Genomic DNA, 26,049 nt, shown 5'->3' with positions numbered 1-26,049 from the left:
TTGAAACAAAATATAAAATGGAATTAAAAGAAAAACTAATCTCGTCTTTTATGGCTTTCGAAGAACACATCGATGTTCATTCGGAATTGCACGACGTGCGTACTTCGGCCATCAAAAACTTTGAAAATAAAGGTTTTCCAACCAAGAAAGAGGAAGCTTGGAAATATACTTCGCTGAATGCTATCTTAAAAAATGATTATTCCGTGTTCCCAAAACACGAAAATGCTATTGAATATGCTGAAGTAAAAAAATACTTTCTACACGAAATCGACACACATAAAGTAATCTTTGTAGATGGAAAATTCGCTTCGTTTTTATCTGCAACCACGCACGACGGTTTGGATGTTTGCTTGATGTCATCGGCCTTAAACAAACCGAAATACAAAATGATTATCGATGAGTATTTCAACAAAATTGCCAGCAAAGACGAAAGTTTGACTAGTTTAAACACAGCTTTCGCCAATGAAGGCGCGTACATCAACATTCCAAAAAGCAAAGTAGTCGAAAAACCTATCGAAATCATCTATTTCTCTACCGGAAACGAAAGTGCTTTGATGGTGCAACCAAGAAATTTGGTTATTGTAGGCGAAAATGCACACGTGCAAATTATCGAAAGACACCAAAGTTTGAATGAGAATCCGGTATTGACCAACTCAGTTACCGAAATTTTTGCCCAAAAGCGTGCCATCGTAGATTACTATAAAATTCAAAATGACTTGCAATCAGCCAACCTGATTGACAATACTTATATTTCCCAAAAACAAGAAAGTCGCGTTTCAGTACATACGTTTTCTTTTGGAGGAAACATCACCAGAAACAACCTGAATTTCTATCATTTTGGCGAAAGAATCGACTCGACTTTAAAAGGCATCACCATCATTGGCGATAAGCAACATGTGGATCATTACACTTTGGTAAATCACGCTACGCCTAATTGCGAAAGCCACCAGAACTACAAAACGATCTTGGCCGGAAGTTCAACCGGTGTTTTCAACGGAAAAATTTACGTAGAAAAAGAAGCGCAAAAAACCGATGCGTTCCAACAAAACAACAACATTTTATTAGGCGATAAAGCCACAATCAACGCCAAACCACAATTAGAAATTTTTGCCGATGACGTAAAATGTTCGCACGGCTGTACCATCGGGCAATTAGACGAAACCGCTATGTTCTACATGCAATCGCGCGGTATTCCGAAAAAAGAAGCCAAAGCTTTGTTGATGTACGCCTTTTCCAACGAAGTAATTGAAAGCATCAAAATACCGGAATTAAAACAAAGAATCACTAAAATTATTGCCACGAAATTAGGCGTGAATTTGGGTTTTGACTTGTAAAGTCTAACCGCGAAGAACGCAAGAAAAAATCACAAAGGGCGCAAAGTTAACCATACTTCGCGCCCTTTGCGTACAACTTAGGAAACTTTGCTGTTCAATACGTTTATGTAATCAAATTTCCTTTACCGGTTATGATTCATCTTTGGTAGTTTTTACCAATCCAATTCCGGAAATAAAGAACACAACACCTAAAACTCCATATATAATCAGAGATTTCATATCGCTTTCGCCTCCTGATGTGCCTGCAAAAATCGTCGCGGCAAAAATAAGTCCGCCAATTCCCAAAACAGTCAATAGACCGCCAAATATTCGTTTCATGTTCATGATTGTATCTCTTTAAATTATCTAATCAAAGATATCAGAGAAATTCATTTTAATTTTATAGAATTTCTACTAAAACTTACATTTTTTCGCTAAAAAATCATTTTTCCAAACTCGCCACCACATCACGCAAAAACGCATTAAAATCAAATGCTTCACTCAATCCCATTCTTACCACTACCAAATCATGACTCGGGAAAATGGCCACCATTTGCCCTTGGAAACCACTGCAGTAAAACATATCGCGTGGCACATCGGGGAATTTTCCGCCAGCGTTTAACCAAAATTGCCCACCATATTTTCCGTTTGAACCGTTGGTAGGCGTTGCCACATATTTGGCCCAACTCGAATCGAAAATCTGTTCACCGTTCCAATGGCCTTCGTTTAAATAAAGCAAACCAAATTTTGCCCAGTCTCTTGTCGTCGCCCAACCATAAGAGGAACCCACAAAATTTCCGGCCATGTCAACTTCCACTAAAGCCGAATTCATCCCAATTTTATCAAACAAACTGCTGTACCAAAAATCCAAATATTCCTGATGGGTTTTGAATTGTTTTCGCAAAATTCCCGATAATAAATTCGTTGTTCCCGAAGAGTAATTCCAACTATTATTTGGTTTTCCCACTAAAGGTTTATCGATTTGAGGTTGAGTCATATCTTCAGCTGTGAAAAGCATTTTGGTGGCATCCGAAATTTTAGTATAGCTTTCTTCCCATTCCAAACCTGAATTCATGTGCAATAAATCATTAATAGTGATATTTTTCCGTTCGTCATTTTTCCATTCGGCAATAGGTGCCGGTTTCATAATATCAATTTTTCCTTGTTTTTGTAGTATCCCGAAATAAGTTGCCGTGATACTTTTAGTCATCGACCAACCTAAAATTTTAGATGTTGCCGTAAAACCCGACGCGTATTTTTCGGCAATTAATTTGTTTTTATAAATTACAACAACAGAACGTGTGCGTTTGTTTTTTTCGCCTTCTTTGTCAAAGGCATTTTCCACCGCTTTTTGCAATTTGGCATAATCAATAGTAGCAAAAACAGTATCAATCGGATTGTTGTTGCCAAAAGGATAAGGCAAACTATTCTTCAAAAAAATCCGTTTCGGAACATTATAAGGTTTGTTTACCTCAAAATCATCGTTGATTAAGGTGGCACCCAAGCCTTCGCGGTAGATGGCTTTTCGGGCTTTTAAACCATATACTTTTGAAGTTGTAAACTTTCTATTTTCATCAATTTCATTGGTTGCCCAATCTACTTTAGGAATGTCATTGTCGCCTTTTTGAATGGTTTCTAATGAACGATTGTCAATAAAATGTCCGGAAGCCACGCTCTTGGCCGAAAACCCCGAAATCAAATCGAGTTGCGGATAAATTTCAATGCGCAGATAAACGAAGACAATCAGCAGAACAACAGCAAAGATTTTGAGAAATTTTTTCATGGAAATTAATTTTGAAGCAATTTATAAAATTTGAACCATATAAGCCATTTAAGTTCATTTTAGCAACTATTTTCTAATATGACTTATATGGTTTAAAATCATAAAATATTAATATTTGTTTAGCAATTAACAATTCCATTTTAGCTACTTTTGTATTTAGAATTTTTCTAAATAATACCATGTTAGACATCCAAAAAATCAGAGCTGATTTTCCGATACTTTCTCAAAAAGTCAATGGTAAACCACTCGTCTATTTTGATAACGGCGCTACTTCTCAAAAACCTCAAGTGGTTATCGATGCGATAGCCCAATATTACCAAGAAATTAATGCCAATATTCACCGCGGCGTACATACTTTGAGCCAATTGGCTACGGATGCATATGAAGTTTCAAGAGGTAAAATTCAAAAGCACATCAATGCCCAACACACTCATGAAGTTATTTTTACTTCGGGAACAACCCACGGAATTAATGCTATTGCCAATGGGTTTGCAGCCTTTCTAAAACCCAACGATGAGGTTTTGGTTTCCGCTTTAGAACACCACAGCAATATAGTGCCTTGGCAAATGCTTTGTGAAAAAACCGGCGCGACTTTGCGTGTGATTCCTATGAATGAGAAAGGCGAATTGATTATGGCAGAATACGACAAATTATTGTCGGACAAAACTAAAATCGTAACCGTAAATCATATTTCAAATGCTTTGGGAACCATCAATCCAATTAAATATATGATTGATCAAGCACACGAAGTTGGAGCAGCGATTTTAATCGATGGCGCTCAAGCCACACCGCATTTAAAACCCGATGTTCAAGCTTTGGATTGTGATTTCTACGTGTTTTCGGGGCATAAAATTTGTGGGCCAACCGGTGTCGGAATTCTATACGGAAAAGAAGATTGGTTACGCAAATTGCCACCATACCAAGGTGGCGGCGAAATGATAGCGACCGTAACTTTTGAAAAAACAACTTATGCCGATTTACCACACAAATTCGAAGCCGGAACGCCCAATATTGCCGACGGAATTGTGCTTGGTACCGCTATTGATTATTTGAATGAGATTGGTTTTGATAACATCGCACAATACGAACACGAATTATTAGCATATGCAACCGAAAAGTTATTAGAAATCGAAGGATTAAAAATATTCGGCACCGCAAAAGAAAAAACTTCCGTAATTTCGTTTAACGTTGACGGGATTCATCCTTACGATATTGGCACAATTATAGATAAGTTGGGCATAGCGGTGCGTACCGGACATCATTGCGCGCAGCCGATTATGGATTATTTCAATATTCCGGGAACGATAAGAGCGAGTTTTGCTTTTTATAATACCAAAGAAGAAATCGACGCCATGGTGGAAGCGGTAAAGAAAGCCCAAATGATGTTATCTTAAAAACAAAAAGATGAAAGCAATAACCATGATTTTACTAACCATTTTCCTCGGAAAAAGTTGTACCAATGAAGCGCAGAATGATTTGACTAATACCGTGATTCAATACACTGCAAATACCCGTGGGTTTTACCAAAAGATTGTCATCATCAATCAAAAAGCAACCATTTCAAGAGACCGAAGCGAAAAAGCATTGAAGGAAGAAATCACTATTTCAGATGCCGATTGGAAAGATTTGGTAACCGCTTTCGGTAAGATTAATTTAGAGGAAGTGCCAAAATTGAAAGACCCAACACAAAAGCGATTTTACGATGGCGCAGCAATTGCCAATTTAAAAATACGCTACCAACAGCAAGATTATGAAACTACTGATTTTGATCACGGTTTTCCTCCAAAGGAAATAGAAAAATTAGTCAATAAAATAGTGGCTTTGGCCAAAGAAAAAGAAGAATGAGCATAAAAGAAATACAAGACGAAATCGTAGACGAGTTTTCGATGTTTGACGATTGGATGCAGCGCTACGAATATATCATCGACCTTGGAAAAGGATTGCCTTTAATCGAAGAACAATATAAAACGGAAGAAAATATTATCACCGGTTGTCAATCCAAAGTGTGGGTTCATGCCGAACAGCAAGGCGATAAAGTAGTTTTTACAGCCGACAGTGATGCGATTTTGACCAAAGGCATTATTGCTATTTTAATTCGAGCTTTTTCCAATCAAAAAGCGTCTGACATTTTAGATGCCAATACGGATTTTATTGATGAAATTGGTTTAAAAGAACACTTGTCACCAACACGCGCCAACGGTTTGGTTTCGATGATTAAGAAACTAAAAATGTATGCTTTGGCGTTTGAAGCTAAAAATTAATGGATGAAGTATTTTGTAAACATATTGTTTTTGATTGGCTTTTGGAGTTGTTTTTCTCAAGGGGAATTCAACAAAATGCCTGAGAAAGCAACTGAAATTCATTTTGTTTACGAAATGAAATCTAATTATATAATCAATGATGAAGGCATATTTGCAGACACTTTATTGCTTCAAATTGACTTTCCAAATTTTAAATACAGTTTAAGAAAGCATCCTCTAGACTCGACAATTGTTTGTGGCTTTTCAACATTTAAAGGATTTGGTACTAATAACAGACAAAAGCTGAAAAGTATTATTTATCACACAAACGAAACTATAAATGCTATTCATTTTGTAGTCAGCAAGAAAACTGTTTTTAATGTTGTTAGAGGCTCTGAAGAAACTGAAATAATTTTTAAAAAGCACTTCAAAGAACGTTTTACGAATTTTGAATACAGACAAGAGTTCGATTTTGTAAAAAGAATCGAAAAGAGAAAATATCCCAGAGTTAATTATGATTTTCCGTTCGATAAAATAACCAAAAGCGTTGAGTTCACATCAGACGAGTCCATTGGTTTTTATTATGATTTTGCAAGAGAAGTACTTTATAAAAACATTATTTTTTTCAATAAAGACCTATCTGTTTTTATTAGTCCGATAGTATTCGAGAACAGTAGATTTGGCGTTGAAAAGATTGAAACCATAAGTAGAACAATTATTTTAAAATCAGTTTATTATAAATAACATGGAAGAATTTAAAGACGATATCAATTTAGGCGAAAATGTGGTGAAAACCTTAAAAGGCATTTACGATCCTGAAATTCCTGTCGATATCTATGAATTAGGCTTAATCTATGACGTGATGATTAACGAGGACAACGAAGTAAAAGTCTTGATGACGCTAACTTCACCAAATTGTCCGGTAGCCGAAACATTACCACGTGAAGTAGAAGAAAAAATCAAAAAAATCGATACCGTTAAAAATTGTGAAGTAGAAATCACTTTTGATCCGCCATGGAGCAAAGATTTGATGAGTGAAGAAGCCAAGTTAGAACTGGGAATGCTTTAAAACTAGTCTTCAGTCTCAGTCACATTTTTCAGTTACTGTGACTGCGACTGCGACTGTAAACTAAAATATGGACGAAATCATCAACAGAGTAACCAACTCCGTGCTCGAAGTGTTCGATTTGGAAGACTATTATCCAAACGGCATTCGGACACAAATCGATATTTCTCAATGGTTATTGGAAGGTTTTTTATTGAAAGAAAAAGACTTTCGCGAAGCCTTAAAAAACCACGATTGGACACAATACCAGAATCATTTTGTAGCGATTCATTGCGCAACAGATGCAATAGTTCCGGCTTGGGCGAATATTTTAGTGGCTACTTATGTCACGCCTTTTGCTCAAAAAGTAGTTAGTGGAAATCTGAATGATTTAGAAACAGCTTTGTACCAAGATATTTTACCAACGCTTGATTACACTCCTTATCAAGATAAACCCGTTATAATTAAAGGCTGCTCAAAAAAACCCGTTCCGGAAAGTGCTTACATCATGGCAGTTCAAAAACTCCAACCGATTGCCAAAAGTATAATGTATGGTGAAGCATGCTCTGCGGTTCCTTTGTTTAAAAAAGCCAAATAGCTTTTACCTCTAATAATCAGATATTTAGCGTTTATTAAAGATTTGTTTAAATCGAATGTATTCTTACCTTTGCACCGAATTTAAAAAAGGCAAAAATGAAAAGAGTTTTATTGGCAATACTATTTCTTTTATCAGTAAACAAAGGGTATTCACAAGTCAGTGAAAAAGAACTTTTGAAAAAAACCGAAGAAACTGTTGCCAAAATCCAGGAAGAAAAACCAAATGGTTGGGAAAAAAAAGGGATGGCAACACTATTAGTAAATCAGGCGAGTTTTAACAACTGGTTGGCAGGCGGGCAAAGCAGTATCTCCGGAAATGCGGCAGTGAAATACGATCTCAATTACAAAAGTGATACTTGGACATGGGATAACAAACTCAACGCCAATTATGGTTTGACCAAAATTAATGGTCAGGATTTGCGAAAAACCGATGATCGATTTGAAGTGAATTCTCTTTTAGGTAAAAAAGCTTCGGGCGAATGGTATTATTCTTTCTTTTTCAATTTTAAAACCCAGTTCGATTCTGGTTTTGATCCGGCCGATAACACAATTAAAACATCTCACTTCTTATCACCAACATTTACGCAGTTTGGACCTGGTATGCTTTGGAAAAAAAGTGACAACTTTAAAATAAACGTAGCACCGGCAACCTCCAAAATAATTACTGTTCACCAGCATTTTACAGAGCTTGGGCCTGCATTTGGTGTACGTCAAGGAGAATCTTCTCGCTATGAGTTTGGAGCCGCGATAAATGGTTATTACAAGTTTAATATCATGGAAAATGTTTCAGCCGAAAACATATTGAATTTATATACCAATTATTTGGAAGAAGTTTACAATGTAGATATTGATTACACTTTGAATATTGTCATGAAAGTCAACAAATATCTGACTACTAATTTTGCCTTTCAAACAATTTATGATGATAACGCTTATAGAGGATTTCAAACCCGTCAAGTGATTGGAATTGGAGTGAATTATGGCTTCTAATGTCAAATTAACAATAATAAAAGTCCCGAGTTATCGGGACTTTTTTGTTTTAATAATCTTCGGACAGCATCAACTATTTGTCAATAGCAATACTAAGAATTTCAGCTGAGATTTGATTATTTCTTGAAGAATTTCTTAGCCTTAGATTGCATAGCATAGCCTCTTGGTGCAGTAGAATTATCCTTGATAGTTGTTTTTGATATCTTTGTCGCTTTGCTTACAAAACAAGTTCTTGATTCATGACCACTAGAACTTGCGGCAGTTGGTAGTTTTGTGAATGAAAAACTCTTAGTGCTACATAATATGAGCGCGAAAAGAAATAGTTTAAAGGCAGTTTTTAGGTTAATAGTTTTCATGGGACTAGATTTTAATTGTGAAGCATAAACCTATATAAATAAATTCAAACAATCGCTAAAACAACAATAATAATCGATGAAATGCATGAAATCATAAAAAAATTATAATTTATCTTATAATTTATTTTTATCGATTCAGGTGAATTTTAAAAAAAAACCAGAGGTTTTCTCCTCCGGCTTTCTATTGTTGATGAAGTTTAATCTATCTAAACGCTTGTTCTAAATCAGCAAGCAAATCATCAATGTCTTCAACGCCTGTACTTAAACGTACCAAGTCGTCAGTAATACCAATTTCTTTTCGTTTGTCTTCCGGAATGGAAGCATGTGTCATTAACGCCGGATGATTTGCCAAAGATTCAACTCCTCCAAGTGATTCTGCCAAAGTGAATACTTTTAGTTTTTCTAAGAAAGAAATGGCGTCTTCTTTTTTGCCTGATTTAAAGGTGAAAGAAACCATACCGCCAAAACCACTCATTTGCTTTTTGGCAATCTCATGAAATGGATGATCAGGCAATCCCGGATAATATACTGTTGCTACTTCAGGATGATTGGCTAAAAATGCGGCCACTTTTTCACCATTTTCACAATGTCTTTGTACACGCAAATGCAAAGTTTTGATGCCGCGTAAAACCAAGAAGCTGTCCATTGGGCCAAGTGTTCCGCCGGTAGCGAATTGTTTAAAGTGTAACTCATCGCCTAAATCTTTGTCTTTGATAATCAAAGCACCCGCAATCACATCACTATGTCCGCCTAAATATTTCGTAGCCGAATGCATTACGATATCCGCCCCTAAATCCAATGGTTTTTGCAGATAAGGTGTCGCAAACGTATTGTCTACCGCAAAAAGGATGTTGTGTTTTTTGGTGATTTTGGCAATTTCAGCGATGTCAGCCAATTTCATCAACGGATTGGTTGGCGTTTCTACCCAAACCAACTTTGTATTTTCATTAATCAATGATTGAAATTTAGCGATATCATTCATATCCACAAAATGGAATTTGATACCACTATTGTTGTATAATCTTGTAAATAAACGATAAGTGCCACCATATAAATCGTCCATGGCGATGATTTCGTCACCGGCTTTGAACATTCTTAATAAACAATCGGTTGCCGCTAATCCTGAAGCAAAAGCCAAACCACGAGCGCCATTTTCAATACTGGCTAAAGCATCTTCTAAGGCTTGACGGGTTGGATTTGCAGCACGTGAATATTCATAATCACCCACAGGTTTTCCGGGTGAAGTTTGGGCATAAGTTGAGGTTTGAAAAACCGGTGGCATCACTGCTCCGGTAACTTCTTCATGGTGTTGATTCCCATGAATGACTTTGGTGTTGAATTTCATTTGAGTTAAAATTAGGTTACAAAGGTATTAACTTCGGATGATTTTTTTTAATTTGCGAGAATCATTGATGTTAAAATTCTATACAACTTTCCAAAAAACATCTTTTACGCTATTCATGAAAAAAATACTTTTGGTTGAAGACGAAGCTCATGTAGTTTCATTTATTAAAAAAGGACTCTCAGAAGAAGGATTTGAAGTTAGTGTTGCTTTTGACGGAAAGACCGGCTTGCAATTGGCGTTGGATAACACCTTTGACTTAATTATTTTAGACATCATGTTGCCCGAAATGAACGGTTTAGAAGTTTGTAAGGCCATTAGAATTGAAAATCAATTTGTACCCATACTTTTTTTGACTGCATTAGGAACATCTGAAAATATTGTTTTAGGATTAGAGAACGGCGCTGATGATTATTTGGTAAAACCATTCAAGTTTATCGAATTAGTGGCTCGAATTAAAACACTTATCAGACGTTCTAAAGGAAAATCATCGAGTTCTGAAACCGCTGTAAATGATAAACATACTTATATTTTTGGCGATTTAACCGTAAACGATTATACAAAAACAGTAATTCGAGCCAACGAGGAAATCTCTTTAACTTCTACCGAATACAAATTGTTGTTATTTTTTATCAAAAACAAGAAAAAAGTATTGTCCCGACAAGATATACTTGACGCGGTTTGGGGAATTGATTATGATTTAGGAACCAATGTTGTGGATGTTTATGTCAATTATTTACGCAAAAAAGTAGACACAAAACCCGATGAGAAAATTATTCACACCATTATCGGTATGGGTTATGTATTGAGAGAAAGTGAACAATAATTAAAAAGCCAATATTATGCAAATGAAGAGAAGCTCAAGAACGGCCTTGCTATTTTTAATTCCATTTTTGGTTGTTATATTTCTTTTTAGTTTGTTCATATATTACTCAGTTTCGAGTTACTCCGAAAACTATCTCTTTAAATTGTTAGAAGCCAGAGCTAATAAAGTTGCTCGTGAAAACATTGATGCTGTATCTTTGGGTAAGAATTTATTATTGAACAATGAATCAGCGGAAAAACTACCTCATGAAAAAGATTTTTTTATTCCAATTAATGATAAATTAGACATCAGTGCCGAAGCCAAGAAAGTAGGCATAAAAGAAAGTTTTTTTTCCGACGTAGTTCAAAAAGGAAGTGCAGAATTTGTCACCAAGCAATATTTATACAAAGGCATTCGTTATAAATCGAAATCGGGTGATTTTATTGTCATAACGGCCGCAGAAAATTATTTCGAAATCAATCAGGCTGAAAACCTTATCAATACACTTTTGTTTGCTATGGGAATCGCTTCTTTGTTGCTATTGTACATTGCTTTTTATTTTTCTAAAAATATTTTCAAGCCTATTTCCGCTATCACCGAAAGGGTTAAAGAAATCAGTTCTGAGAATTTACATTTGCGACTTAACGAAAACAATACTAATGACGAACTGAACCAATTGACCATGACCTTTAACAATATGTTAGACAGAATCGAAACGTCATTTGAAACTCAAAACAATTTTATCAGCAACGCTTCGCATGAGTTGAGAACACCATTGACCGCTATTATTGGTGAAACCGATGTCGTTTTATCTAAACCAAGACAAGTCGATGATTATGTAGAATCACTAAAAATCATTTTACAAGAAGCCGAAAAATTAGACAACAAGACCAAAGCGCTGTTGTTTTTAGCACAAACCGGTTTTAACGGTAAAGTACAAAAATTTGACAAAGTCAGAATCGACCAGCTTTTATGGGATGTGAAAGAAAATCTGGAAAGCATGAACAGCAAAAACAAAATTTATCTTGACATGGACTTATTGCCCGAAAACCCTATGAAACTCAAGGTAAACGGCAATGTGCAATTGCTTCATTTGGCTTTCAGTAATATCATTAGTAACGGATGTAAATATTCTGATTTCAATACGGTGACGGTTTCAATCGGTGCTTCAGACGATTTTGTTTATATTGTTATCAATGACACCGGAATAGGAATTCCTGAAGATGAAATACAATACATCTATGATCCGTTTTTCAGAGCTTCTAATACCAAAAATTATGAAGGCTACGGCATTGGTTTGCCCTTAACCCGAAACATCATCAGAATGCACCACGGGAAAATTTTTGTAAACTCAGTTCAAGAACAAGGAACGACGGTTCAAATCACCATTCCAACATGGAAACCGGAAGTCGTATAATGCAGTTTTTCAATAAATTAACTAATTATTAAGGTTTTCTAATCTCATTTTAATCTCGATAGCCCAATTTTAATAACATTCTAATCTCAAATTAAGAGTGCTCTAATTTCTCAGCTATAGCTTTGTATCTGTAAACAATAAAGATTTATAAGCTATGAGAAAAACAATTTTAATTCCGACAGATTTCACCGTAAACTCACTAAATGTTTTAAAGTCGATTTTGGTTAATAACCAAGGAAAACAAACTTTTGATATCATACTGGTTCACGGTATTAGTTTGAGCGATTCAATCAGAGATTTGTTATTTTATTCAAAAACCAAACAGATTGAGTCACTTACCAATCCAGAATTTGAAGAAGCTTGTGAAGTCATCAAAAACAAGTTTGATTCTCAAATAAGTTCGTTGCGAATAGATTTATTCACCGGATACAATTTGTCTGCGTTTGAAAATTATTTAGAAGGAAATAAAGTAGCACAAATTTTCACTTCAGAAAACAAATCGGTTTTAAGCAACAAAAACAGTTTTGATTTGTCGCGTTTTATTGATAAATGCTCGGTTCAAGTGACCAAAATTGACTCGGGTTTCAATACGATTATTCCGGAAAAAGGAAAAATTACAGAGGTTTTTATGAATCAGGTTTCTATGGGATAATTTAAAAAAAACACTATGAAAATATGGATAAGATACCTAAGCTTTTTTGGTCTCGGCATTTTTCTTTTTGTAACACTCATCAGTATGGCCAAAAGCCCGGAGATGATTATTGAAGGCGAATGGAAAGAACTGACATGGGAATACGAAAAAGCAGATAACATTGCTATTTCTTCTAAATCGAATTATATTAATGATTCGAGTTCTATAAAAGATATAGCCGGTCAAAATTTGGTGATTCACAAAGCCGAAAAATGGATTTTCTGTCCCGATGGGAAACTCATTTTAAAAGGAGAGAATTACACCAAAGAAATCACATGGAACATCAAAGGAAGAGGCAATATTTTGGAGTTAAAGTACGACGATAATAACATTGAACATTACAGTTTAACCGAACTTCAAAATGACAAACTCATTTTAAACTTTGATACTAGCGCGCATACACGAGGAATTGCCCGTTTAACTTTTGAAAAAATAAATTAATATGCTCAGAAAATATAGTAATAGCCGATCACTTTCAGACAATATAAAACTAGGAACACTATCCGCATTTTCAGCCGGAATGGTTAATATTGGCTCGCTATTGCTGTTCTTCTCATTTTCTTCAAATGTAACAGGACATTATGCCATTTTAGCCGCCGAAATCGTAAAAGGAAACTTATACCAAATTGCAGTGGTTTTTTCCTGGATATTTTTGTTCTTTTTCGGAAGTTTTGTCTCCAATTTGTTTGTCATTCACATCAATCAAAAGAACAGCTACATAGCACATTCGATTCCGCTTATTTTGGAAATCATTTGCCTGATGATTGTTGGGTTTTATGGCGAATACTTTTATAAAGAAACTTTGGCCGAAACAGAAATATTGTTGGCACTAATGCTTTTTGCCATGGGTTTGCAAAATGGTTTAACCGCAAGTATTTCAAATTTCACAGTCAAAACAACACATTTAACCGGAACAACAACCGATTTGGGCATTCTCTTTTCGATGTTTACCAAAAAAGAATACCGAAATAATGAAGCCTTAAAAGGAAGAGCCAAATTGTTGCTTTACATCACCGCTTCTTATTTGATTGGAGCGATTACCGCAGGGTTTACTTATGTTTATTTGAATTTCAAAATGTTCTATTTGGTAAGTCTGGTTTTGGTTATCATTATCATTTATGACTTGTCAAAACTAAAATTGAAACTCTATTGGCACCAAAGAAAATTGATACGACTCAATTTTGATAATGTCATCAGAATGGAAAAAGGAAATGAAGAATCAGTAGCTTCTTAAAGTGAAAATAAAAAATCCCAAGCAATCATGTTTGGGATTTTTATTTATATAAACTTTCGAATATTCATCATAAAACCTAAATGAATGCCTTCGTGGTAATTGTTGAATTCCATCGCGTCTTTGGTCGTAGCCAAATGGAATCCGGTTCCGGTAGTATATTCATTGTAAGTTACAAACTTTCCGGCGGCATAATCTTCTTTCGTTTTTTCTATCAAGGAGAAAAGAAGCACTTTTAATTCATCTACTTCGGCTTGAGTTGTTTTTCCTGTTGGTTTGGAACCATTTTTATAGGTTTCCATCATTTCAGGTGAAACATGCATCGGTAATCCCGAATTACGATAAACCAAACCTTGTTGTGAAACAATAACATGACCTAAATTCCAAACCAAATTATTACTAAAACCTTCCGGAATTTTGTTCAACTGTTCCAAAGTATAACTGTCAATCAGTTTGGCATAAATTTTTCGGCTGGTTTCCCAAATTTTGAATGTAGCTTCCATTTTTATTTTTATAATGTTGTAAAATCAGTTGTTTTGGGCATAGCATTCATCACTTCTGCCGCAATTTTTGGCGTTGGATTGGCAATTTTTCTGAGTTTAGTGTCAATCCAAGCACCATCAACCGAGATAGTTGCGTAAAGTTCGTCGTTTTCGTTTATCAATTCATGAACAATTGTCCAACGCGAAGCATCAGCTTTTATTTTCCCGACTTTGGTGCTGATGAAAACTTTGCTGTGTAATCTTATTTCTCTGCGAAAAACACATTCTTCGCGAAACAAAACCGGACCAAAATGTTGCTCTTGCATTACTTTCATGGACAATCCCATTTGCTCCAGAATTTCTATTCTGTGTTGCGCGCCAAAATCATAATAAGCACTATGTCTGACATGAAAATTCGGGTCTAAATCAGACCATCGAATAGATATTTCTTTAGTATATGTTTCCAATTTCTTTAAATTTATGTCAAAAATACAGATTATAAATTTCAAATGAATTTCCTTTGCAAAAAGAAATCTTATGACCGATAAAATATACTATTTAGCTTCTTGTGATACTTGTCGCAAAATCATAAAATCACTCCCAAATGCTCATAGATTGCAGTTTCACGACATTCGTCAAAACCCGATAACCGAACAGGAATTGGAAGAAATGTATCAACTCTCCGGAAGTTACGAAGCCTTGTTTAGCAAGAAAGCTCAGCTTTACAAGTCAATGGATTTGAAAAATAAAACCTTGACCGAAGCCGATTACAAGCAATATTTACTCCAACATTATACGTTTTTGAGTCGACCGGTTTTTATTATTGACGACAAGATTTATATCGGCAACAGCCAAAAAAACATCATCGAAGTTATTAAAGTTTTGAGTTAATGTCAAAAAGAACTTGGGCATTATTAGCTGCGACTATGGTTTCGCTCATTTATGGCGTTTCGTTTACGATTGCCAAAGACGTGATGCCAACTTACATCAAACCATTCGGTTTTATTTTGCTTCGGGTTTTTGGAGCAACAATTTTGTTTTGGGCGGTTTCTTTTTGGGGACCAAAAGAAAAAATTCAATGGAATGATTTCCCCCGAATTATAGCAGCCGCTTTTTTTGGCGTGGCTTTAAACATGCTGACTTTCTTCAAAGGATTGAATTATACATCACCAATTTCCGCTTCGGTAATTATGGTAACAACACCGATTATCGTTTTGATTTTATCGGCTATCATCATGAAAGAGCGTATGGAAATCAAAAAAAATTTAGGGATTCTGCTAGGGCTTTTCGGAACTGCTTTTTTGATTCTTTACGGCAAATCAATGGGCAATGCAACAAATGCTTCTTTAGGTAATTTTCTCGTTTTTATCAATGCTGTTTCCTATGGTTTTTACCTGATTGTTGTTAAAAAATTAATGGACAAATACAACGCCTTTACTTTCGTAAAATGGATTTATACTTTCGGTTTATTGATGGTTATTCCGTTTGGATGGAGCGAATATCAGGAAATTCAATGGCAAACGATTCCAGCGATGATCATGTGGGAAATAGTTTTTGTGGTCGTTTTCACAACATTTTTCACTTATTTATTCAATTTAGTTTCCATGCGCGAATTGAAACCGACAACGGTAGCTGTTTTCATTTACCTGCAACCACTTTTCGCCACCATTTTTGCGATGAGTTTAGGCAAAGACCAATTGACTTGGGTAAAAGTACTTTCGGCGATTTTGATTTTTGTTGGCGTTTATTTAGTACTACAGAAAAAGTCTCAGCCTCAGTAATCAGTCACAGTAGAAAACTGCAAACTGCGACTGCGACTGTAAACTTTTAATTATATTTGTAGCTATTAGAAATACACACGAATGATACAATCGATGACTGGTTTTGGGAAAGCAAGTTTGCAATTACCAACCAAAAAAATTACAGTAGAAATCAAATCGCTCAATAGCAAAGGTTTGGATTTAAATACGCGAATGCCATCTGTTTTCAGAGAAATGGAATTGGGTTTGCGCAACCAACTTTCGCAAAGATTAGAACGCGGCAAAATTGATTTTTCACTGTATGTTGAAGTAACAGGCGAAGAAACTTCGTCTAAACTTAACGTGCCGATTGTTAAAGGTTATATTGCCCAAATGAAAGCGGTGATTCCCAATGCCGATGAAACCGAATTGATGAAAATGGCAGTAAGAATGCCGGATGCGCTAAAAACTGAGCGCGATGAAATTGACGAAAATGAATGGAAGAAAATCCAAACAGTGATTGATGAAGCTTTGGAAAACATAATGCAATTCAGAAAAGACGAAGGCGTTTCTTTGGAAAAGGAATTTCTACATCGAATTGCCAATATCATGACATTAATGAACAATGCAGTGGCGTATGATGCAGAAAGAGTTGAAACGGTTAAAACCAGATTGAGAACAGCTTTAGATGAATTAAAAGAGAATGTTGATGAAAATCGTTTCGAACAAGAATTGATTTTTTATCTCGAAAAATATGACATCACCGAAGAAAAAGTGCGTTTGGAAAACCACTTAAACTATTTCATAGAAACCCTCGCCGGAACCGAAGCCAACGGTAGAAAATTAGGCTTTATCACTCAGGAAATGGGAAGAGAAATCAACACTATGGGTTCCAAATCAAACCACTCTGAAATGCAGAAATTGGTCGTGATGATGAAAGATGAGTTGGAAAAAATTAAGGAACAAGTGCTTAATGTATTATAAGTAATTGGTAATTAGTGATTAGTGAATAGCTAATTACTAATCACTATTCACTAATCACTAGAAAGAAATGAACAAAGGAAAATTATTAGTATTCTCGGCACCATCCGGTTCAGGGAAAACCACTATAGTCAGACATTTATTAGCGCAACCTGAATTGAATTTAGAATTCTCCATTTCGGCTGCAACACGTGAACCTCGTGGCGAAGAAGTACATGGGAAAGATTATTATTTTATTTCAATTCAAGAATTTAAAAAGCACATCAAAGCAGAAGATTTTATCGAATGGGAAGAAGTGTATCGCGATAACTTTTACGGCACTTTAAAAAGCGAAGTAGAACGCATTTGGGCCAAAGGCAAAAACGTGATTTTTGATATTGATGTTGCCGGCGGATTACGTATTAAACATAAATTCCCACAAGAAACCTTAGCCGTTTTTGTAAAGCCACCAAGCGTTGATGAACTAAAGCGTCGTTTAAAAGAACGTTCGACCGAAAGCGATGAGAAAATCAATATGCGCATCGCCAAAGCCCACGTAGAATTGGCAACTGCGCCACAGTTTGACACCATCATCAAGAATTATGATTTGGATGTGGCCAAAGCAGAAGCGTATGAATTAGTGAAAGAGTTTGTAAAATGAGCTAAAAAGCACTAGTCAAAAGTAATTAGTTTACTATTGCCTGTTACCTAGTATTATGAAAATCGGTTTATATTTCGGCACCTTTAACCCTATTCACGTTGGGCATTTGATTATTGCGAATCATTTGGCAGAACATAGTGATTTGGAGCAAATTTGGATGGTGGTTACGCCGCATAATCCTTTGAAACAGAAGAATACTTTATTAGATGATTACCATCGTTTGCATCTGGTTAGATTGGCTACTGAAGATTACCCTAAAATTAAACCTTCTGACATCGAATTTAAATTGCCTCAACCGAATTATACGGTCAATACACTGGCACATTTGATGGAGAAATACCCACAACATGAGTTTTCTTTAATTATGGGGGAAGACAATTTAAAGTCTTTTCACAAATGGAAAAACTATGAGTATATTTTGCAAAACCATGATATTTATATTTACCCTAGAATTTCTGAAGAACCCGAAAATGTGGAACTCAAAAATCACCACCGAGTTCATAAAATTGATGCTCCGATAGTAGAGATTTCCTCAACATTTATTCGAGAAAATATAAAAAATAAAAAAAATGTTCGACCATTATTACCACACGACGTATGGGAATATGTTGATCACAATAATTTTTATAAGAGATAAGACTTTACATAAAAAAAACCTCCCATTCGGGAGGTTTATATGATTGATTGCAATAAACGAGTTTGTAAAAGTGTTTTTATTACCAACAGTTTGATTGACATACGTCAAAAAACATTCCCCAACTGCTTTGGGTAAATCGTTCACCTCTTGCCCAAGCGGTCTCAACAAGAACGATTTCTCCGTCTTGAACAAGATATACCTCTGCGTTTGCTGAGATAGAAAAACATTTTGGTAAAACATCTTTAGAAATGGAATAGACTATGTTTTGCTCTCCTTCGGGATGTGTTCCGCCCATTGGAAAATTAACCGGAACCGGTTCACCTCTTCTATTCACGGGTGTCAATTCCTGGTCACCAATGTAAAGGTGGGTTTTTCTAATGTACCAGTTTTCGTTTGTTTCATACTCAACATAGACCTTTTCTGCATCAAAATACACTCTTAATTCTCCAGCATCAAAGCGTCTTCCTGCTAAAAGATCTGTTGTCACACAAGGTGAAAAATCGGGTAGATTAACATTTGTAGTGGTTACCACAACAGTTTGTTTGGCAGCAACATTATTAACATTAGTCTCAGAATTGTTTTCAGTTTCACAAGAAACCATTGATAAGGTGATTACACCCAGACACAAATAAAATAATTTTGTTTTCATAATTTGTAGATTCTTTAATTAGTAAATTTTTGGGACTGCTAAACTATAAAATTAATCCACAAAGTGTACAAAATAATCGTTGAAATACACATTTTAAGAAATAAAATAAGAAAAAAATTATATTTTTATTGTTTTGAAGTGTTTTTTATTGTAAGATTAGGTCTGTTGATTTGACTTAAAGAGCATCAGTTTATCCTTTAATAATTTTTTTGCTAATGTTAATTCAATGAACTTGAATTAAGAAATATATTGAAAATAACCAACCAATAAAAAAGCCGTCTGGTTTAAGAGACGGCTTTTTTATCGTATAATGAAACGTTTTATCGTTTGCCAAAGTAATAGTCTTCTATGTCAAAACAGTCGTCTTGACAAACACTAAAGAAAGTAGCCCAACTTTTTTGCGTAAACCTTTCTCCAGATGCCCAAGCTGTTTCAGTTTGTACTACTGTTCCGTTTTGAACGCGATATACCTCTGCATGCGCAGCGATGCAAAAGCAAGAAGGTAAATTGGTTTTAGGGATGGTGTAGGTGATGGTTTGAGTTCCGCCTGCCAATGTATTACTCAATGGAAATTGTCCTGGAATTGGATTTCCGGCATTATTTTTTGGGATTAATCGACAATTACCAACATACAAATGTGTTTTCCTAATATACCAATTTTCGGTTGTAGTATATTCGACATAAACATTGTCTAAATCAAAATACACATTTAAGTCTCCTGAATCATAATTTTGTCCGGCCATTAAATTGGATACGGTACAAGGAGTTAAGGCAAGAGTATTTGCCGTTGGGTTGTTGAGGGATGTTTTCGTTAGAGTTGATTGTTTCTCTTCAGAAACATTTTCATTCTCACATCCGGCAAATGTTAGTGCCATAACACCAACAAAAAGATAAAGTAATTTTGTTTTCATATTTTAAAAGATTTGGGAGAACTAATTTAGAACAAAGTCTTTAAAGTGAATAAAAAAAACGACAAAATGCATAAAAAAATCTTATTAATAAGAATAATATTAATTTTTAATATTCTCTTAATATGACCAATTAATAATTTATCATGATTTCTAATTTAAAAAGTTCCAGTATTATCATTTAAAATTGAGTATTTTTGAACAGAATAAAAAAGTTACTATTCATGAATGATTCTCCAAAATTTGCAGTAATTGGTGGCGGCAGTTGGGCTACGGCTATTGCAAAAATGCTTTGTGTAAATCTTGACGAAATTGCCTGGTACATGAGAAGCCAATCGGCTATAGACCATTTGAAAACCGAGCGACACAATCCAAATTATTTAAGCTCAGTAGAGTTTGATATCAAAAAATTAAGACTGACTAACGACATTAATGAAGCAATAGCTTATGCTGATTATTTAATTTTTGCTATTCCGTCAGCTTTTTTGAGTAAAGAATTGGAGAAATTAACGATTGATTTGAAAGGGAAAGTAATTTTTTCAGCCATCAAGGGAATTGTTCCGGAAACATTCTTAATCGTCGGAGAACATTTCCATAAACACTTTGATATTCCTTATGAGAATATTGGGGTAATAACTGGTCCATGTCATGCAGAAGAAGTGGCTTTAGAAAGACTTTCTTATTTGACAATTGCTTGTGCCGATGCTAAAAAAGCCAAAGTAGTAGCCAATAATTTGAGTTGTCATTTCATCAAAACCAAAATTTCGGATGACATTATCGGAACAGAATATGCTGCCATGTTGAAAAACATTTACGCCATTGCTGCCGGAATTGCCCATGGTTTAGGCTATGGCGATAATTTCCAATCGGTGATTATGAGTAATGCTATTCGCGAGATGAAAAAGTTTATCCGCAAAGTACATAAGATGAAGCGAAACATCAACAACTCGGCTTACTTGGGCGATTTATTAGTAACGGGTTATTCTGTTTTTTCGAGAAACCGAATGTTCGGAAATATGATCGGAAAAGGTTACACGGTTCAAGCGGCTCAAATGGAAATGAGTATGGTGGCAGAAGGTTATTACGCTGTCAAAAGCGCATACAAACTAAACCAAGAATACAAAGCCAAAACGCCAATTATTGATGCGGTGTATGAAGTTCTTTATGAAGGCAAAGAAGCCAAAAAAGTATTCAAAAAACTAACGGATAAATTAGATTAAGATGAGCGAAAGATGGAAATACCAATTAAAATCCGGCGGACTTTGGGGTGTATTTATGATTGTCTTTATGACTTTATTTGAAATCAAAGAAAAACCGTTCACTGAACAAATCAATTCCTATAATTTCTATTTCAGAGCGGTAGTTTATTTGGTAATCGGAATTTTTGTTTTAGGTTATTTCAATTGGAAGGCCAAAGTAAAAAGAGAGCGTAACCAATAATTACCTCGCAATAACACCATCTACAAACAATATCGGCACTTCTTCCACATAATCCGGAGTGATGGATTGCGCTTTGAAGATGAATTTCTTGTCGTATAAAGTATTTTCGATAAAGTAAGTCACCATAAACTCATTGTTCAAACGCAACACGTTGTTTTCAATCATTTCTATTTTCACCACGGAAACCGATGGTATTTGCAGAAAGGCATGGCGTAAGAGCGCCGTTTTTTTCATTTCTCCATCAATGGTGCCAAAAGCTTTAGAAACGACCATTACGCTGTCTAAATCGTAGTCAGAATCGTTTACGAGATAAACGTTCCAAACCTTTTCCATAAACTCATCGCTCCATTCTTGAACGGCGGCTAGGAATACGTTTTCTACTGTTGGTATGGTGATGTCTTTTTTCAATTCTTAATTTTTAGGAGCTAATCCCGCTATCCGTTGCAATCTTTTTAGGATTGCCCTTTCGCTACGCAATAGGGCAATCCTAAAAAGGATTTCCACTACTATCAGGGCTTGGGTTTAGTTAAATACTCGACTTAAACTGCTCCAAGAAACGAACGTCGTTTTCATAGAACATTCTGATGTCTCCGATTTGGTATAATAGCATGGCAATGCGCTCAATGCCCATTCCAAAAGCAAAACCATTGTATTCTTCCGGATTGATGCCACAGTTTTTCAAAACGTTCGGATCAACCATTCCGCAACCCATGATTTCTAACCAACCGGTACCTTTGGTGATTCTGTAATCGGTTTCGGTTTTTAAACCCCAATAAATATCTACCTCAGCACTTGGCTCGGTGAATGGGAAATAACTTGGTCGCAAACGGATTTTCGACTTGCCAAACATTTCTTTGGTGAAATATAAAAGGGTTTGCTTCAAATCGGCAAACGAAACGTCTTTGTCAATATACAAACCTTCAACTTGGTGGAAAATACAGTGCGAACGCGAGGAAACCGCTTCGTTTCTGAAAACTCTTCCCGGTGAAATGGTACGAATTGGTGGCTTGTTGTTTTCCATATAACGCACCTGAACCGATGAGGTGTGTGTTCTCAACAATACATCGGGATTGGTTTGGATGAAAAAAGTATCTTGCATATCGCGCGCCGGATGGTATTCCGGTAAGTTCAAGGCAGTGAAGTTGTGCCAATCGTCCTCGATTTCCGGACCTTCGGAAACATTGAATCCGATGGTAGAGAAAATATCGATGATTTGGTTTTTTACAATGGAAATTGGGTGACGCGAACCGATGGAAATCGGCTCAGCCGGACGTGTCAAATCGCCATAGAAACCTTTGACTTCTTCTTTACTTTCCAATTCTTCCTGAATCGCCTTTACTTTTTCTTCCGCAACGGTTTTCAGGGTATTGATTACTTGTCCGAAGTCTTTTTTCTGATCGTTCGGAATATTTTTAAACTCGGTAAAAAGCTCTTTCAAAAGCCCTTTACTGCCTAAATATTTGATGCGGAAATTTTCTAAAGCTTCTTTATTTTTGGTATTGAAGGCTTTAGCTTCTTCGATATGTTCTTTAATCTTGTCTATCATCGTTCTTTTATTTCATACAATTCGCCTTGAGGCTCGGGTCGTTGAAGGTGCAAAAATAGGGATTTTTTTATTGAAAGTCATCAGTCCCAGTCTCAGTTTTCAGTAAAAGCAAACTGTTGACCGCGACTGCGACTGTAAACTCTTACTCAATTACTTCTCTTTCGAGGAAATAATTCACAATCGCTTCTTTCATCAAAACCGATTGTTCTCCGGCTTTTAATGGCGGTAATTCTTCTTTAACATTGTAATGCGGCCAACCTTCTTTGTCGATATAGTCGAATTCGTAATAACCATAAGGCTCGAGCAAACGACAGATGGCGATGTGCATCAGGTTGAGTTTTTCGTCTTTTTTAAAGCTTTGGTGTACTTTCCCGAGTTCTTGCACTCCGATTAAGTATATAATGGCGTCTAAGTCAAGCAAATCTCCTTCAGCAAACTGATTAGAGAGAATTTGTACAACTTTGTCCCAGCGGTTTTTTAATTGTTCGTCTCTTGACATGTTGAAATTATGAATTACGAATTACAAATTACGAGTTTGAATCGTAATGCGAAATTCGGATGAGGTCGCAAAGATAGTTACAAATCAACAACTGTAGACTGTGACTGCGACTGAAAACTATTTAATTTCCTTAATCGCGCTATCTTCAATCCAACCCTTAGTTTCGTCGGTGAGTTCGACTTTTTTCCAATTGGCTATGCTTTCTAAGATGTATACTTTTGTGCCTTCGTGTAAAACTGTGGCGTCTTGGCTGTTGATTTTCGGTTCGTTTTTTAAAGGCGTAGTTTCCGCAAAGATTATAGCGGGTTTTTCACTTTCCGTTCGGTTTTTTTCATAAAATCCGGATGCTGCAGTTAGGCCAATTCCGGCTAGCCAAATGAACATTCCGAAGAAGAATATTCTCTTTAAAACCGTTCTTTCTGAAAAATAATATCCGGCAAAAAAAGCTAAAAATAAAAAGGCAAGCGTTACTGCAATCCAAGCCCAAGTGTCGTAATAATATTTCGAAGTAAAATCGGAAATTAGTTTTTGAAACCCAACTTTCGGAATGACTTTAATATCATCGATGGTCATTTTTCGGGCAAAATCTAAGTTGGTTTTGATTTCTTCGTCATTCGGACTTAACAATAAGGCCTTTTCATAGTTGTAAATGGCCGGTGCGACTTTGTGTAATTTATAATAGGCGTTGCCCAAATTAAAATACACTTCCGCCGATTCTTTGCCTGAGTTTAAAATACTTTCAAAACTGGAAATCGCTGCTTGGTAATTTTCCTTTTGGTAGTATTGATTGCCTTGTTCAAAAGCCGTTTGTGCCAATGAAACCTGAAAAATCAACAGAAATAGGTAAAGTGCTTTTTTCATTATCAACTATCAATTGTTCATTGTCAATTATTTAATTTGTTTCTCCAACGCCGAAATAATAGTCACCGCTTTATCATAATCCTGTTGAATAGCAGTTTCTGATGACGGAGCATATCTCGCAAACTCACAGTTTTCTGTCAAGGTTATAAATTCAGAAATGGTTTCAACTTGAGCGCTTCTTGATTGTAAAATTTCGGAGATTTTTTCTTTGCTCATTTCCGAAGTTTCGATGTTCAATTTGGCCTTCAGGAAATTGTGCATGGCTTTTTCTAAAGCGATATAAAAAGGTTCTTTGTTGCCCAAATGTTTTTTGGCTTCGCCCAAATATTTTTTAGCCAATGCATTCGATTTTTTGATTTTATTGCCAACGACATCATTGTCTAATGCTTGTTTTCTTCGCTTGCCGACAATCAACAACGGAATGGCTAAAAACGGCAAAGCCACCAAAGAAAAGAAAAATCCTGAACCTATGAAATCTTCTTTTTCCATTGATTTCAAGGTTGTTTTTTGTTTGTTATAGGCAAATGATTTGGCCACTTCAACTTTAGTTTTGGTCACCTCGTTGGGATTTGTTTTTTCGGCTGAAGCGACACTTGGTCCATCCAAAACATTGATGGTTATCGGCTGAGAAGTAATGGTTTTATATTTTCCGGAAGCCAAATCGAAATAAGTAAAACTAATCGGTTTGATTTGATAATTGCCTTTGTATTGAGGAATAATAGTGTATTTATCAGAGATTCTTCCCGACATTCCGGTCAAGGGTGTGTTGACATTTTCATCATGTACCGGATCATACATTTCTAACGCAGAAGGCAATATCGGTTTTGGTAAAGTAAATAATTTTAGGTTTCCGGTTCCAACAACACTAACATTCAAATCAAAAGATTCTCCGTTTTTCAGGACTGTTTTGGAAGGTTTTACTTGAAAGTCAAAACGACCGACAGCACCACTAAAATCTTCCGGTTTTCCGCTTTCAGGCAAAGGTTTTACGTTAATGACTTTGCTACCGGCTGAAACGCGTTTGCTGTCATCAACCATCAGAGGTTGGCCCCAAAAATTTCTTCGATTACTCGGTACTTGACAATCGATATCCAACGAAAGTGGTTCGATTTCGAGTTTACCTGATTTTTGCGGATATAATACGGTTTTTCTCAAAACTACATAGCGATAACGTTCGCCCTTGAACATACCATCTTCCGCTTTAAGTTGTTTGATGTCGATGTTTTGGCTCCAAAAATCATTGTATTTGGGTTTGTTTAGTTCGCGCCAATTGGAAATCCCGATGTTGTAACTGAAATACAATTTGTATACAACAGTAATCGGTTCGTTGAGGTATGGATTGGCCTTAGAAATGTCGGCGACTAAATAAATGTTATCATCTGCGGTAATAGCCGGTGCTTCGTTAGGATCTTTAGGCAATTCAACGGCATTGGTCACATTAATTTTCACCGGAGAAGTTTTATAAATCTGACCGTTGATTTCTATCGAAGCTTGTTTGATGGTCAATTGTCCTTTTTCTGTTGGTAATAAAATGTAGATATATGATTTGTTGAACGAGCTTTTACCATTAATCCAAGATTGGCTTACCGATTGGCTTGGTCCGCCAACAATTCTGAAACCTGAACTTTCAAAAGCAGGTGGTACAAAATTATCGCCATCGGCATTCATCGTAAATTCGATGCGTAATCTTTCGTTGATTCCCAAAGAATTTTTGCTCACTTTGGCTTCAAATTGTACTTGAGCCATCAGCGAACTTCCGAACAATAACAGTAATAAAACAATTATCTTTTTCATTTTATCATTTATTTCGACTCACAAAGTTGGTAAAGTCTGTGTTTTCTAGGTTGTTATTTAACG

Annotated in this window: 33 protein-coding genes; 20 read left to right on the top strand and 13 right to left on the bottom strand. The window is 35.8% G+C overall.

The window, feature by feature from the left end; all coding sequences use genetic code 11:
* Nucleotides 1-17: 17 nt before the first annotated feature.
* Nucleotides 18-1,334, top strand: coding sequence for a Fe-S cluster assembly protein SufD (sufD, locus tag ACK4R1_RS01635; RefSeq protein WP_409682718.1), 1,317 nt, complete (start codon nucleotides 18-20; stop codon nucleotides 1,332-1,334).
* Between the two features lie 129 nt (nucleotides 1,335-1,463).
* Here sufD and ACK4R1_RS01630 read toward each other — a convergent pair whose 3' ends face one another.
* Together ACK4R1_RS01630 and ACK4R1_RS01625 are read right to left on the bottom strand one after the other, a co-directional pair.
* Nucleotides 1,464-1,652, bottom strand: a complete 189-nt coding sequence (locus tag ACK4R1_RS01630) for a hypothetical protein (RefSeq protein WP_409682716.1) — start codon at nucleotides 1,650-1,652, stop codon at nucleotides 1,464-1,466.
* Between the two features lie 103 nt (nucleotides 1,653-1,755).
* Nucleotides 1,756-3,096, bottom strand: a complete 1,341-nt coding sequence (locus ACK4R1_RS01625) for a serine hydrolase domain-containing protein (protein WP_409682713.1) — start codon at nucleotides 3,094-3,096, stop codon at nucleotides 1,756-1,758.
* 179 nt (nucleotides 3,097-3,275) lie between these two features.
* On the opposite strand from ACK4R1_RS01625, the gene ACK4R1_RS01620 reads away from it, so the two are divergent.
* The 7 genes from ACK4R1_RS01620 to ACK4R1_RS01590 all read left to right on the top strand — a co-directional run bounded on the left by ACK4R1_RS01620 (nucleotide 3,276) and on the right by ACK4R1_RS01590 (nucleotide 7,968).
* Nucleotides 3,276-4,490 (top strand): aminotransferase class V-fold PLP-dependent enzyme, encoded by a 1,215-nt coding sequence (locus ACK4R1_RS01620; RefSeq protein WP_409682710.1) that lies wholly within the window; start codon nucleotides 3,276-3,278, stop codon nucleotides 4,488-4,490.
* 10 nt (nucleotides 4,491-4,500) lie between these two features.
* Nucleotides 4,501-4,941 carry a hypothetical protein gene (locus ACK4R1_RS01615; protein WP_409682707.1) on the top strand — a complete coding sequence of 147 codons (441 nt, stop codon included), beginning with the start codon at nucleotides 4,501-4,503 and terminating at the stop codon, nucleotides 4,939-4,941.
* Nucleotides 4,938-5,357: a SufE family protein gene (locus ACK4R1_RS01610; protein WP_409682704.1), complete on the top strand. Its 420-nt coding sequence runs from the start codon at nucleotides 4,938-4,940 to the stop codon at nucleotides 5,355-5,357. Before ACK4R1_RS01615 ends, ACK4R1_RS01610 begins: the two co-directional genes overlap by 4 nt.
* Nucleotides 5,358-5,360: 3 nt before the next feature.
* Nucleotides 5,361-6,080: a hypothetical protein gene (locus tag ACK4R1_RS01605; protein WP_409682700.1), complete on the top strand. Its 720-nt coding sequence runs from the start codon at nucleotides 5,361-5,363 to the stop codon at nucleotides 6,078-6,080.
* A gap of 1 nt (nucleotide 6,081) precedes the next feature.
* Entirely contained in the window at nucleotides 6,082-6,405 is a 324-nt protein-coding gene (locus ACK4R1_RS01600; protein WP_187659106.1) for an SUF system Fe-S cluster assembly protein, read from the top strand.
* Between the two features lie 67 nt (nucleotides 6,406-6,472).
* Nucleotides 6,473-6,979 (top strand): DUF2480 family protein, encoded by a 507-nt coding sequence (locus tag ACK4R1_RS01595; RefSeq protein ID WP_409682697.1) that lies wholly within the window; start codon nucleotides 6,473-6,475, stop codon nucleotides 6,977-6,979.
* Nucleotides 6,980-7,074: 95 nt separating this feature from the next.
* On the top strand, nucleotides 7,075-7,968 hold the full coding sequence (locus tag ACK4R1_RS01590; protein WP_409682694.1) for a DUF3078 domain-containing protein: 894 nt from the start codon (nucleotides 7,075-7,077) through the stop codon (nucleotides 7,966-7,968).
* A gap of 116 nt (nucleotides 7,969-8,084) precedes the next feature.
* Here the strand turns inward: ACK4R1_RS01590 and ACK4R1_RS01585 are convergent, their stop codons facing one another.
* Nucleotides 8,085-8,324 carry a hypothetical protein gene (locus ACK4R1_RS01585; RefSeq protein ID WP_409682692.1) on the bottom strand — a complete coding sequence of 80 codons (240 nt, stop codon included), beginning with the start codon at nucleotides 8,322-8,324 and terminating at the stop codon, nucleotides 8,085-8,087.
* 202 nt (nucleotides 8,325-8,526) lie between these two features.
* On the bottom strand, nucleotides 8,527-9,669 hold the full coding sequence (locus tag ACK4R1_RS01580; protein ID WP_409682689.1) for a cystathionine gamma-synthase: 1,143 nt from the start codon (nucleotides 9,667-9,669) through the stop codon (nucleotides 8,527-8,529).
* A gap of 115 nt (nucleotides 9,670-9,784) precedes the next feature.
* Between ACK4R1_RS01580 and ACK4R1_RS01575 the strand changes: the two genes are divergently transcribed.
* The 5 genes from ACK4R1_RS01575 to ACK4R1_RS01555 all read left to right on the top strand — a co-directional run bounded on the left by ACK4R1_RS01575 (nucleotide 9,785) and on the right by ACK4R1_RS01555 (nucleotide 13,813).
* Nucleotides 9,785-10,492, top strand: coding sequence for a response regulator transcription factor (locus ACK4R1_RS01575; protein WP_409682686.1), 708 nt, complete (start codon nucleotides 9,785-9,787; stop codon nucleotides 10,490-10,492).
* 142 nt (nucleotides 10,493-10,634) lie between these two features.
* Nucleotides 10,635-11,888, top strand: a complete 1,254-nt coding sequence (locus ACK4R1_RS01570; protein ID WP_409682683.1) for an ATP-binding protein — start codon at nucleotides 10,635-10,637, stop codon at nucleotides 11,886-11,888.
* 154 nt (nucleotides 11,889-12,042) lie between these two features.
* Nucleotides 12,043-12,540: a hypothetical protein gene (locus tag ACK4R1_RS01565; protein WP_409682680.1), complete on the top strand. Its 498-nt coding sequence runs from the start codon at nucleotides 12,043-12,045 to the stop codon at nucleotides 12,538-12,540.
* Between the two features lie 15 nt (nucleotides 12,541-12,555).
* Nucleotides 12,556-13,020: a hypothetical protein gene (locus ACK4R1_RS01560; protein WP_409682677.1), complete on the top strand. Its 465-nt coding sequence runs from the start codon at nucleotides 12,556-12,558 to the stop codon at nucleotides 13,018-13,020.
* 1 nt (nucleotide 13,021) lies between these two features.
* Complete coding sequence (locus tag ACK4R1_RS01555; protein ID WP_409682674.1) at nucleotides 13,022-13,813, top strand: YoaK family protein; 792 nt, start codon at nucleotides 13,022-13,024, stop codon at nucleotides 13,811-13,813.
* 44 nt (nucleotides 13,814-13,857) lie between these two features.
* On the opposite strand, the gene ACK4R1_RS01550 is transcribed toward ACK4R1_RS01555, so the two are convergent.
* Nucleotides 13,858-14,313, bottom strand: a complete 456-nt coding sequence (locus ACK4R1_RS01550; protein ID WP_409682671.1) for a DinB family protein — start codon at nucleotides 14,311-14,313, stop codon at nucleotides 13,858-13,860.
* 8 nt (nucleotides 14,314-14,321) lie between these two features.
* Nucleotides 14,322-14,759: an acyl-CoA thioesterase gene (locus tag ACK4R1_RS01545; RefSeq protein ID WP_409682668.1), complete on the bottom strand. Its 438-nt coding sequence runs from the start codon at nucleotides 14,757-14,759 to the stop codon at nucleotides 14,322-14,324.
* Between the two features lie 70 nt (nucleotides 14,760-14,829).
* On the opposite strand from ACK4R1_RS01545, the gene ACK4R1_RS01540 reads away from it, so the two are divergent.
* The 5 genes from ACK4R1_RS01540 to nadD all read left to right on the top strand — a co-directional run bounded on the left by ACK4R1_RS01540 (nucleotide 14,830) and on the right by nadD (nucleotide 18,289).
* Complete coding sequence (locus ACK4R1_RS01540) at nucleotides 14,830-15,183, top strand: arsenate reductase family protein (RefSeq protein WP_409682666.1); 354 nt, start codon at nucleotides 14,830-14,832, stop codon at nucleotides 15,181-15,183.
* Nucleotides 15,183-16,073: a DMT family transporter gene (locus ACK4R1_RS01535; protein ID WP_409682663.1), complete on the top strand. Its 891-nt coding sequence runs from the start codon at nucleotides 15,183-15,185 to the stop codon at nucleotides 16,071-16,073. Before ACK4R1_RS01540 ends, ACK4R1_RS01535 begins: the two co-directional genes overlap by 1 nt.
* 81 nt (nucleotides 16,074-16,154) lie before the next feature.
* Nucleotides 16,155-17,015 (top strand): YicC/YloC family endoribonuclease, encoded by an 861-nt coding sequence (locus ACK4R1_RS01530; RefSeq protein ID WP_409682660.1) that lies wholly within the window; start codon nucleotides 16,155-16,157, stop codon nucleotides 17,013-17,015.
* A 67-nt stretch (nucleotides 17,016-17,082) separates the two neighbouring features.
* The gene (gene gmk, locus ACK4R1_RS01525; RefSeq protein WP_409682658.1) at nucleotides 17,083-17,652 is read left to right on the top strand and encodes a guanylate kinase; all 570 of its coding nucleotides are present in this window, start codon (nucleotides 17,083-17,085) and stop codon (nucleotides 17,650-17,652) included.
* Nucleotides 17,653-17,707: 55 nt separating this feature from the next.
* On the top strand, nucleotides 17,708-18,289 hold the full coding sequence (gene nadD / locus ACK4R1_RS01520; protein ID WP_409682655.1) for a nicotinate (nicotinamide) nucleotide adenylyltransferase: 582 nt from the start codon (nucleotides 17,708-17,710) through the stop codon (nucleotides 18,287-18,289).
* Nucleotides 18,290-18,368: 79 nt separating this feature from the next.
* On the opposite strand, the gene ACK4R1_RS01515 is transcribed toward nadD, so the two are convergent.
* A complete protein-coding gene (locus ACK4R1_RS01515; RefSeq protein ID WP_409682652.1) occupies nucleotides 18,369-18,938 on the bottom strand; it encodes a hypothetical protein in 570 nt (189 codons plus the stop codon).
* 320 nt (nucleotides 18,939-19,258) lie between these two features.
* Nucleotides 19,259-19,849: a hypothetical protein gene (locus ACK4R1_RS01510; protein ID WP_409682650.1), complete on the bottom strand. Its 591-nt coding sequence runs from the start codon at nucleotides 19,847-19,849 to the stop codon at nucleotides 19,259-19,261.
* A gap of 221 nt (nucleotides 19,850-20,070) precedes the next feature.
* On the opposite strand from ACK4R1_RS01510, the gene ACK4R1_RS01505 reads away from it, so the two are divergent.
* Both ACK4R1_RS01505 and ACK4R1_RS01500 read left to right on the top strand, forming a co-directional pair.
* Entirely contained in the window at nucleotides 20,071-21,066 is a 996-nt protein-coding gene (locus ACK4R1_RS01505; RefSeq protein ID WP_409684043.1) for an NAD(P)H-dependent glycerol-3-phosphate dehydrogenase, read from the top strand.
* A 1-nt stretch (nucleotide 21,067) separates the two neighbouring features.
* Nucleotides 21,068-21,286, top strand: a complete 219-nt coding sequence (locus ACK4R1_RS01500) for a hypothetical protein (RefSeq protein ID WP_409682647.1) — start codon at nucleotides 21,068-21,070, stop codon at nucleotides 21,284-21,286.
* Here ACK4R1_RS01500 and ACK4R1_RS01495 read toward each other — a convergent pair whose 3' ends face one another.
* From ACK4R1_RS01495 to ACK4R1_RS01475, 5 genes are all read right to left on the bottom strand, one after another.
* Nucleotides 21,287-21,694 (bottom strand): hypothetical protein, encoded by a 408-nt coding sequence (locus ACK4R1_RS01495; RefSeq protein ID WP_409682644.1) that lies wholly within the window; start codon nucleotides 21,692-21,694, stop codon nucleotides 21,287-21,289.
* Nucleotides 21,695-21,812: 118 nt separating this feature from the next.
* Nucleotides 21,813-22,832: a phenylalanine--tRNA ligase subunit alpha gene (locus tag ACK4R1_RS01490; RefSeq protein ID WP_409682642.1), complete on the bottom strand. Its 1,020-nt coding sequence runs from the start codon at nucleotides 22,830-22,832 to the stop codon at nucleotides 21,813-21,815.
* 142 nt (nucleotides 22,833-22,974) lie between these two features.
* Nucleotides 22,975-23,331, bottom strand: a complete 357-nt coding sequence (locus tag ACK4R1_RS01485; protein ID WP_409682639.1) for a hypothetical protein — start codon at nucleotides 23,329-23,331, stop codon at nucleotides 22,975-22,977.
* Nucleotides 23,332-23,448: 117 nt separating this feature from the next.
* Complete coding sequence (locus ACK4R1_RS01480; RefSeq protein WP_409682636.1) at nucleotides 23,449-24,192, bottom strand: tetratricopeptide repeat protein; 744 nt, start codon at nucleotides 24,190-24,192, stop codon at nucleotides 23,449-23,451.
* Between the two features lie 27 nt (nucleotides 24,193-24,219).
* Entirely contained in the window at nucleotides 24,220-25,986 is a 1,767-nt protein-coding gene (locus ACK4R1_RS01475; protein WP_409682633.1) for a BatD family protein, read from the bottom strand.
* Nucleotides 25,987-26,049 lie beyond the last annotated feature (63 nt).

The sequence above is a fragment of the Flavobacterium sp. genome (assembly GCF_046293665.1).
Taxonomy (GTDB): domain Bacteria; phylum Bacteroidota; class Bacteroidia; order Flavobacteriales; family Flavobacteriaceae; genus Flavobacterium.
Note: the sequence above shows the minus strand (reverse complement) of the source record. Positions and strands in the feature narration are given on the sequence as shown.

Excerpts from the sequence above, each read along its gene's own strand:
- gmk (WP_409682658.1), top strand. The coding sequence starts at position 17,083 with ATGAACAAAGGAAAATTATTAGTATTCTCGGCACCATCCGGTTCAGGG.
- ACK4R1_RS01480 (WP_409682636.1), bottom strand. The coding sequence starts at position 24,192 with ATGAAAAAAGCACTTTACCTATTTCTGTTGATTTTTCAGGTTTCATTG.
- ACK4R1_RS01515 (WP_409682652.1), bottom strand. The coding sequence starts at position 18,938 with ATGAAAACAAAATTATTTTATTTGTGTCTGGGTGTAATCACCTTATCA.
- ACK4R1_RS01630 (WP_409682716.1), bottom strand. The coding sequence starts at position 1,652 with ATGAAACGAATATTTGGCGGTCTATTGACTGTTTTGGGAATTGGCGGA.
- ACK4R1_RS01625 (WP_409682713.1), bottom strand. The coding sequence starts at position 3,096 with ATGAAAAAATTTCTCAAAATCTTTGCTGTTGTTCTGCTGATTGTCTTC.
- ACK4R1_RS01560 (WP_409682677.1), top strand. The coding sequence starts at position 12,556 with ATGAAAATATGGATAAGATACCTAAGCTTTTTTGGTCTCGGCATTTTT.
- ACK4R1_RS01505 (WP_409684043.1), top strand. The coding sequence starts at position 20,071 with ATGAATGATTCTCCAAAATTTGCAGTAATTGGTGGCGGCAGTTGGGCT.
- nadD (WP_409682655.1), top strand. The coding sequence starts at position 17,708 with ATGAAAATCGGTTTATATTTCGGCACCTTTAACCCTATTCACGTTGGG.
- ACK4R1_RS01580 (WP_409682689.1), bottom strand. The coding sequence starts at position 9,669 with ATGAAATTCAACACCAAAGTCATTCATGGGAATCAACACCATGAAGAA.
- ACK4R1_RS01535 (WP_409682663.1), top strand. The coding sequence starts at position 15,183 with ATGTCAAAAAGAACTTGGGCATTATTAGCTGCGACTATGGTTTCGCTC.
- ACK4R1_RS01555 (WP_409682674.1), top strand. The coding sequence starts at position 13,022 with ATGCTCAGAAAATATAGTAATAGCCGATCACTTTCAGACAATATAAAA.
- ACK4R1_RS01565 (WP_409682680.1), top strand. The coding sequence starts at position 12,043 with ATGAGAAAAACAATTTTAATTCCGACAGATTTCACCGTAAACTCACTA.
- ACK4R1_RS01530 (WP_409682660.1), top strand. The coding sequence starts at position 16,155 with ATGATACAATCGATGACTGGTTTTGGGAAAGCAAGTTTGCAATTACCA.
- ACK4R1_RS01490 (WP_409682642.1), bottom strand. The coding sequence starts at position 22,832 with ATGATAGACAAGATTAAAGAACATATCGAAGAAGCTAAAGCCTTCAAT.
- ACK4R1_RS01540 (WP_409682666.1), top strand. The coding sequence starts at position 14,830 with ATGACCGATAAAATATACTATTTAGCTTCTTGTGATACTTGTCGCAAA.
- ACK4R1_RS01600 (WP_187659106.1), top strand. The coding sequence starts at position 6,082 with ATGGAAGAATTTAAAGACGATATCAATTTAGGCGAAAATGTGGTGAAA.
- ACK4R1_RS01575 (WP_409682686.1), top strand. The coding sequence starts at position 9,785 with ATGAAAAAAATACTTTTGGTTGAAGACGAAGCTCATGTAGTTTCATTT.
- ACK4R1_RS01475 (WP_409682633.1), bottom strand. The coding sequence starts at position 25,986 with ATGAAAAAGATAATTGTTTTATTACTGTTATTGTTCGGAAGTTCGCTG.
- ACK4R1_RS01595 (WP_409682697.1), top strand. The coding sequence starts at position 6,473 with ATGGACGAAATCATCAACAGAGTAACCAACTCCGTGCTCGAAGTGTTC.
- ACK4R1_RS01550 (WP_409682671.1), bottom strand. The coding sequence starts at position 14,313 with ATGGAAGCTACATTCAAAATTTGGGAAACCAGCCGAAAAATTTATGCC.
- ACK4R1_RS01620 (WP_409682710.1), top strand. The coding sequence starts at position 3,276 with ATGTTAGACATCCAAAAAATCAGAGCTGATTTTCCGATACTTTCTCAA.
- ACK4R1_RS01615 (WP_409682707.1), top strand. The coding sequence starts at position 4,501 with ATGAAAGCAATAACCATGATTTTACTAACCATTTTCCTCGGAAAAAGT.
- ACK4R1_RS01485 (WP_409682639.1), bottom strand. The coding sequence starts at position 23,331 with ATGTCAAGAGACGAACAATTAAAAAACCGCTGGGACAAAGTTGTACAA.
- sufD (WP_409682718.1), top strand. The coding sequence starts at position 18 with ATGGAATTAAAAGAAAAACTAATCTCGTCTTTTATGGCTTTCGAAGAA.
- ACK4R1_RS01610 (WP_409682704.1), top strand. The coding sequence starts at position 4,938 with ATGAGCATAAAAGAAATACAAGACGAAATCGTAGACGAGTTTTCGATG.
- ACK4R1_RS01605 (WP_409682700.1), top strand. The coding sequence starts at position 5,361 with ATGAAGTATTTTGTAAACATATTGTTTTTGATTGGCTTTTGGAGTTGT.
- ACK4R1_RS01510 (WP_409682650.1), bottom strand. The coding sequence starts at position 19,849 with ATGAAAACAAAATTACTTTATCTTTTTGTTGGTGTTATGGCACTAACA.
- ACK4R1_RS01590 (WP_409682694.1), top strand. The coding sequence starts at position 7,075 with ATGAAAAGAGTTTTATTGGCAATACTATTTCTTTTATCAGTAAACAAA.
- ACK4R1_RS01500 (WP_409682647.1), top strand. The coding sequence starts at position 21,068 with ATGAGCGAAAGATGGAAATACCAATTAAAATCCGGCGGACTTTGGGGT.
- ACK4R1_RS01585 (WP_409682692.1), bottom strand. The coding sequence starts at position 8,324 with ATGAAAACTATTAACCTAAAAACTGCCTTTAAACTATTTCTTTTCGCG.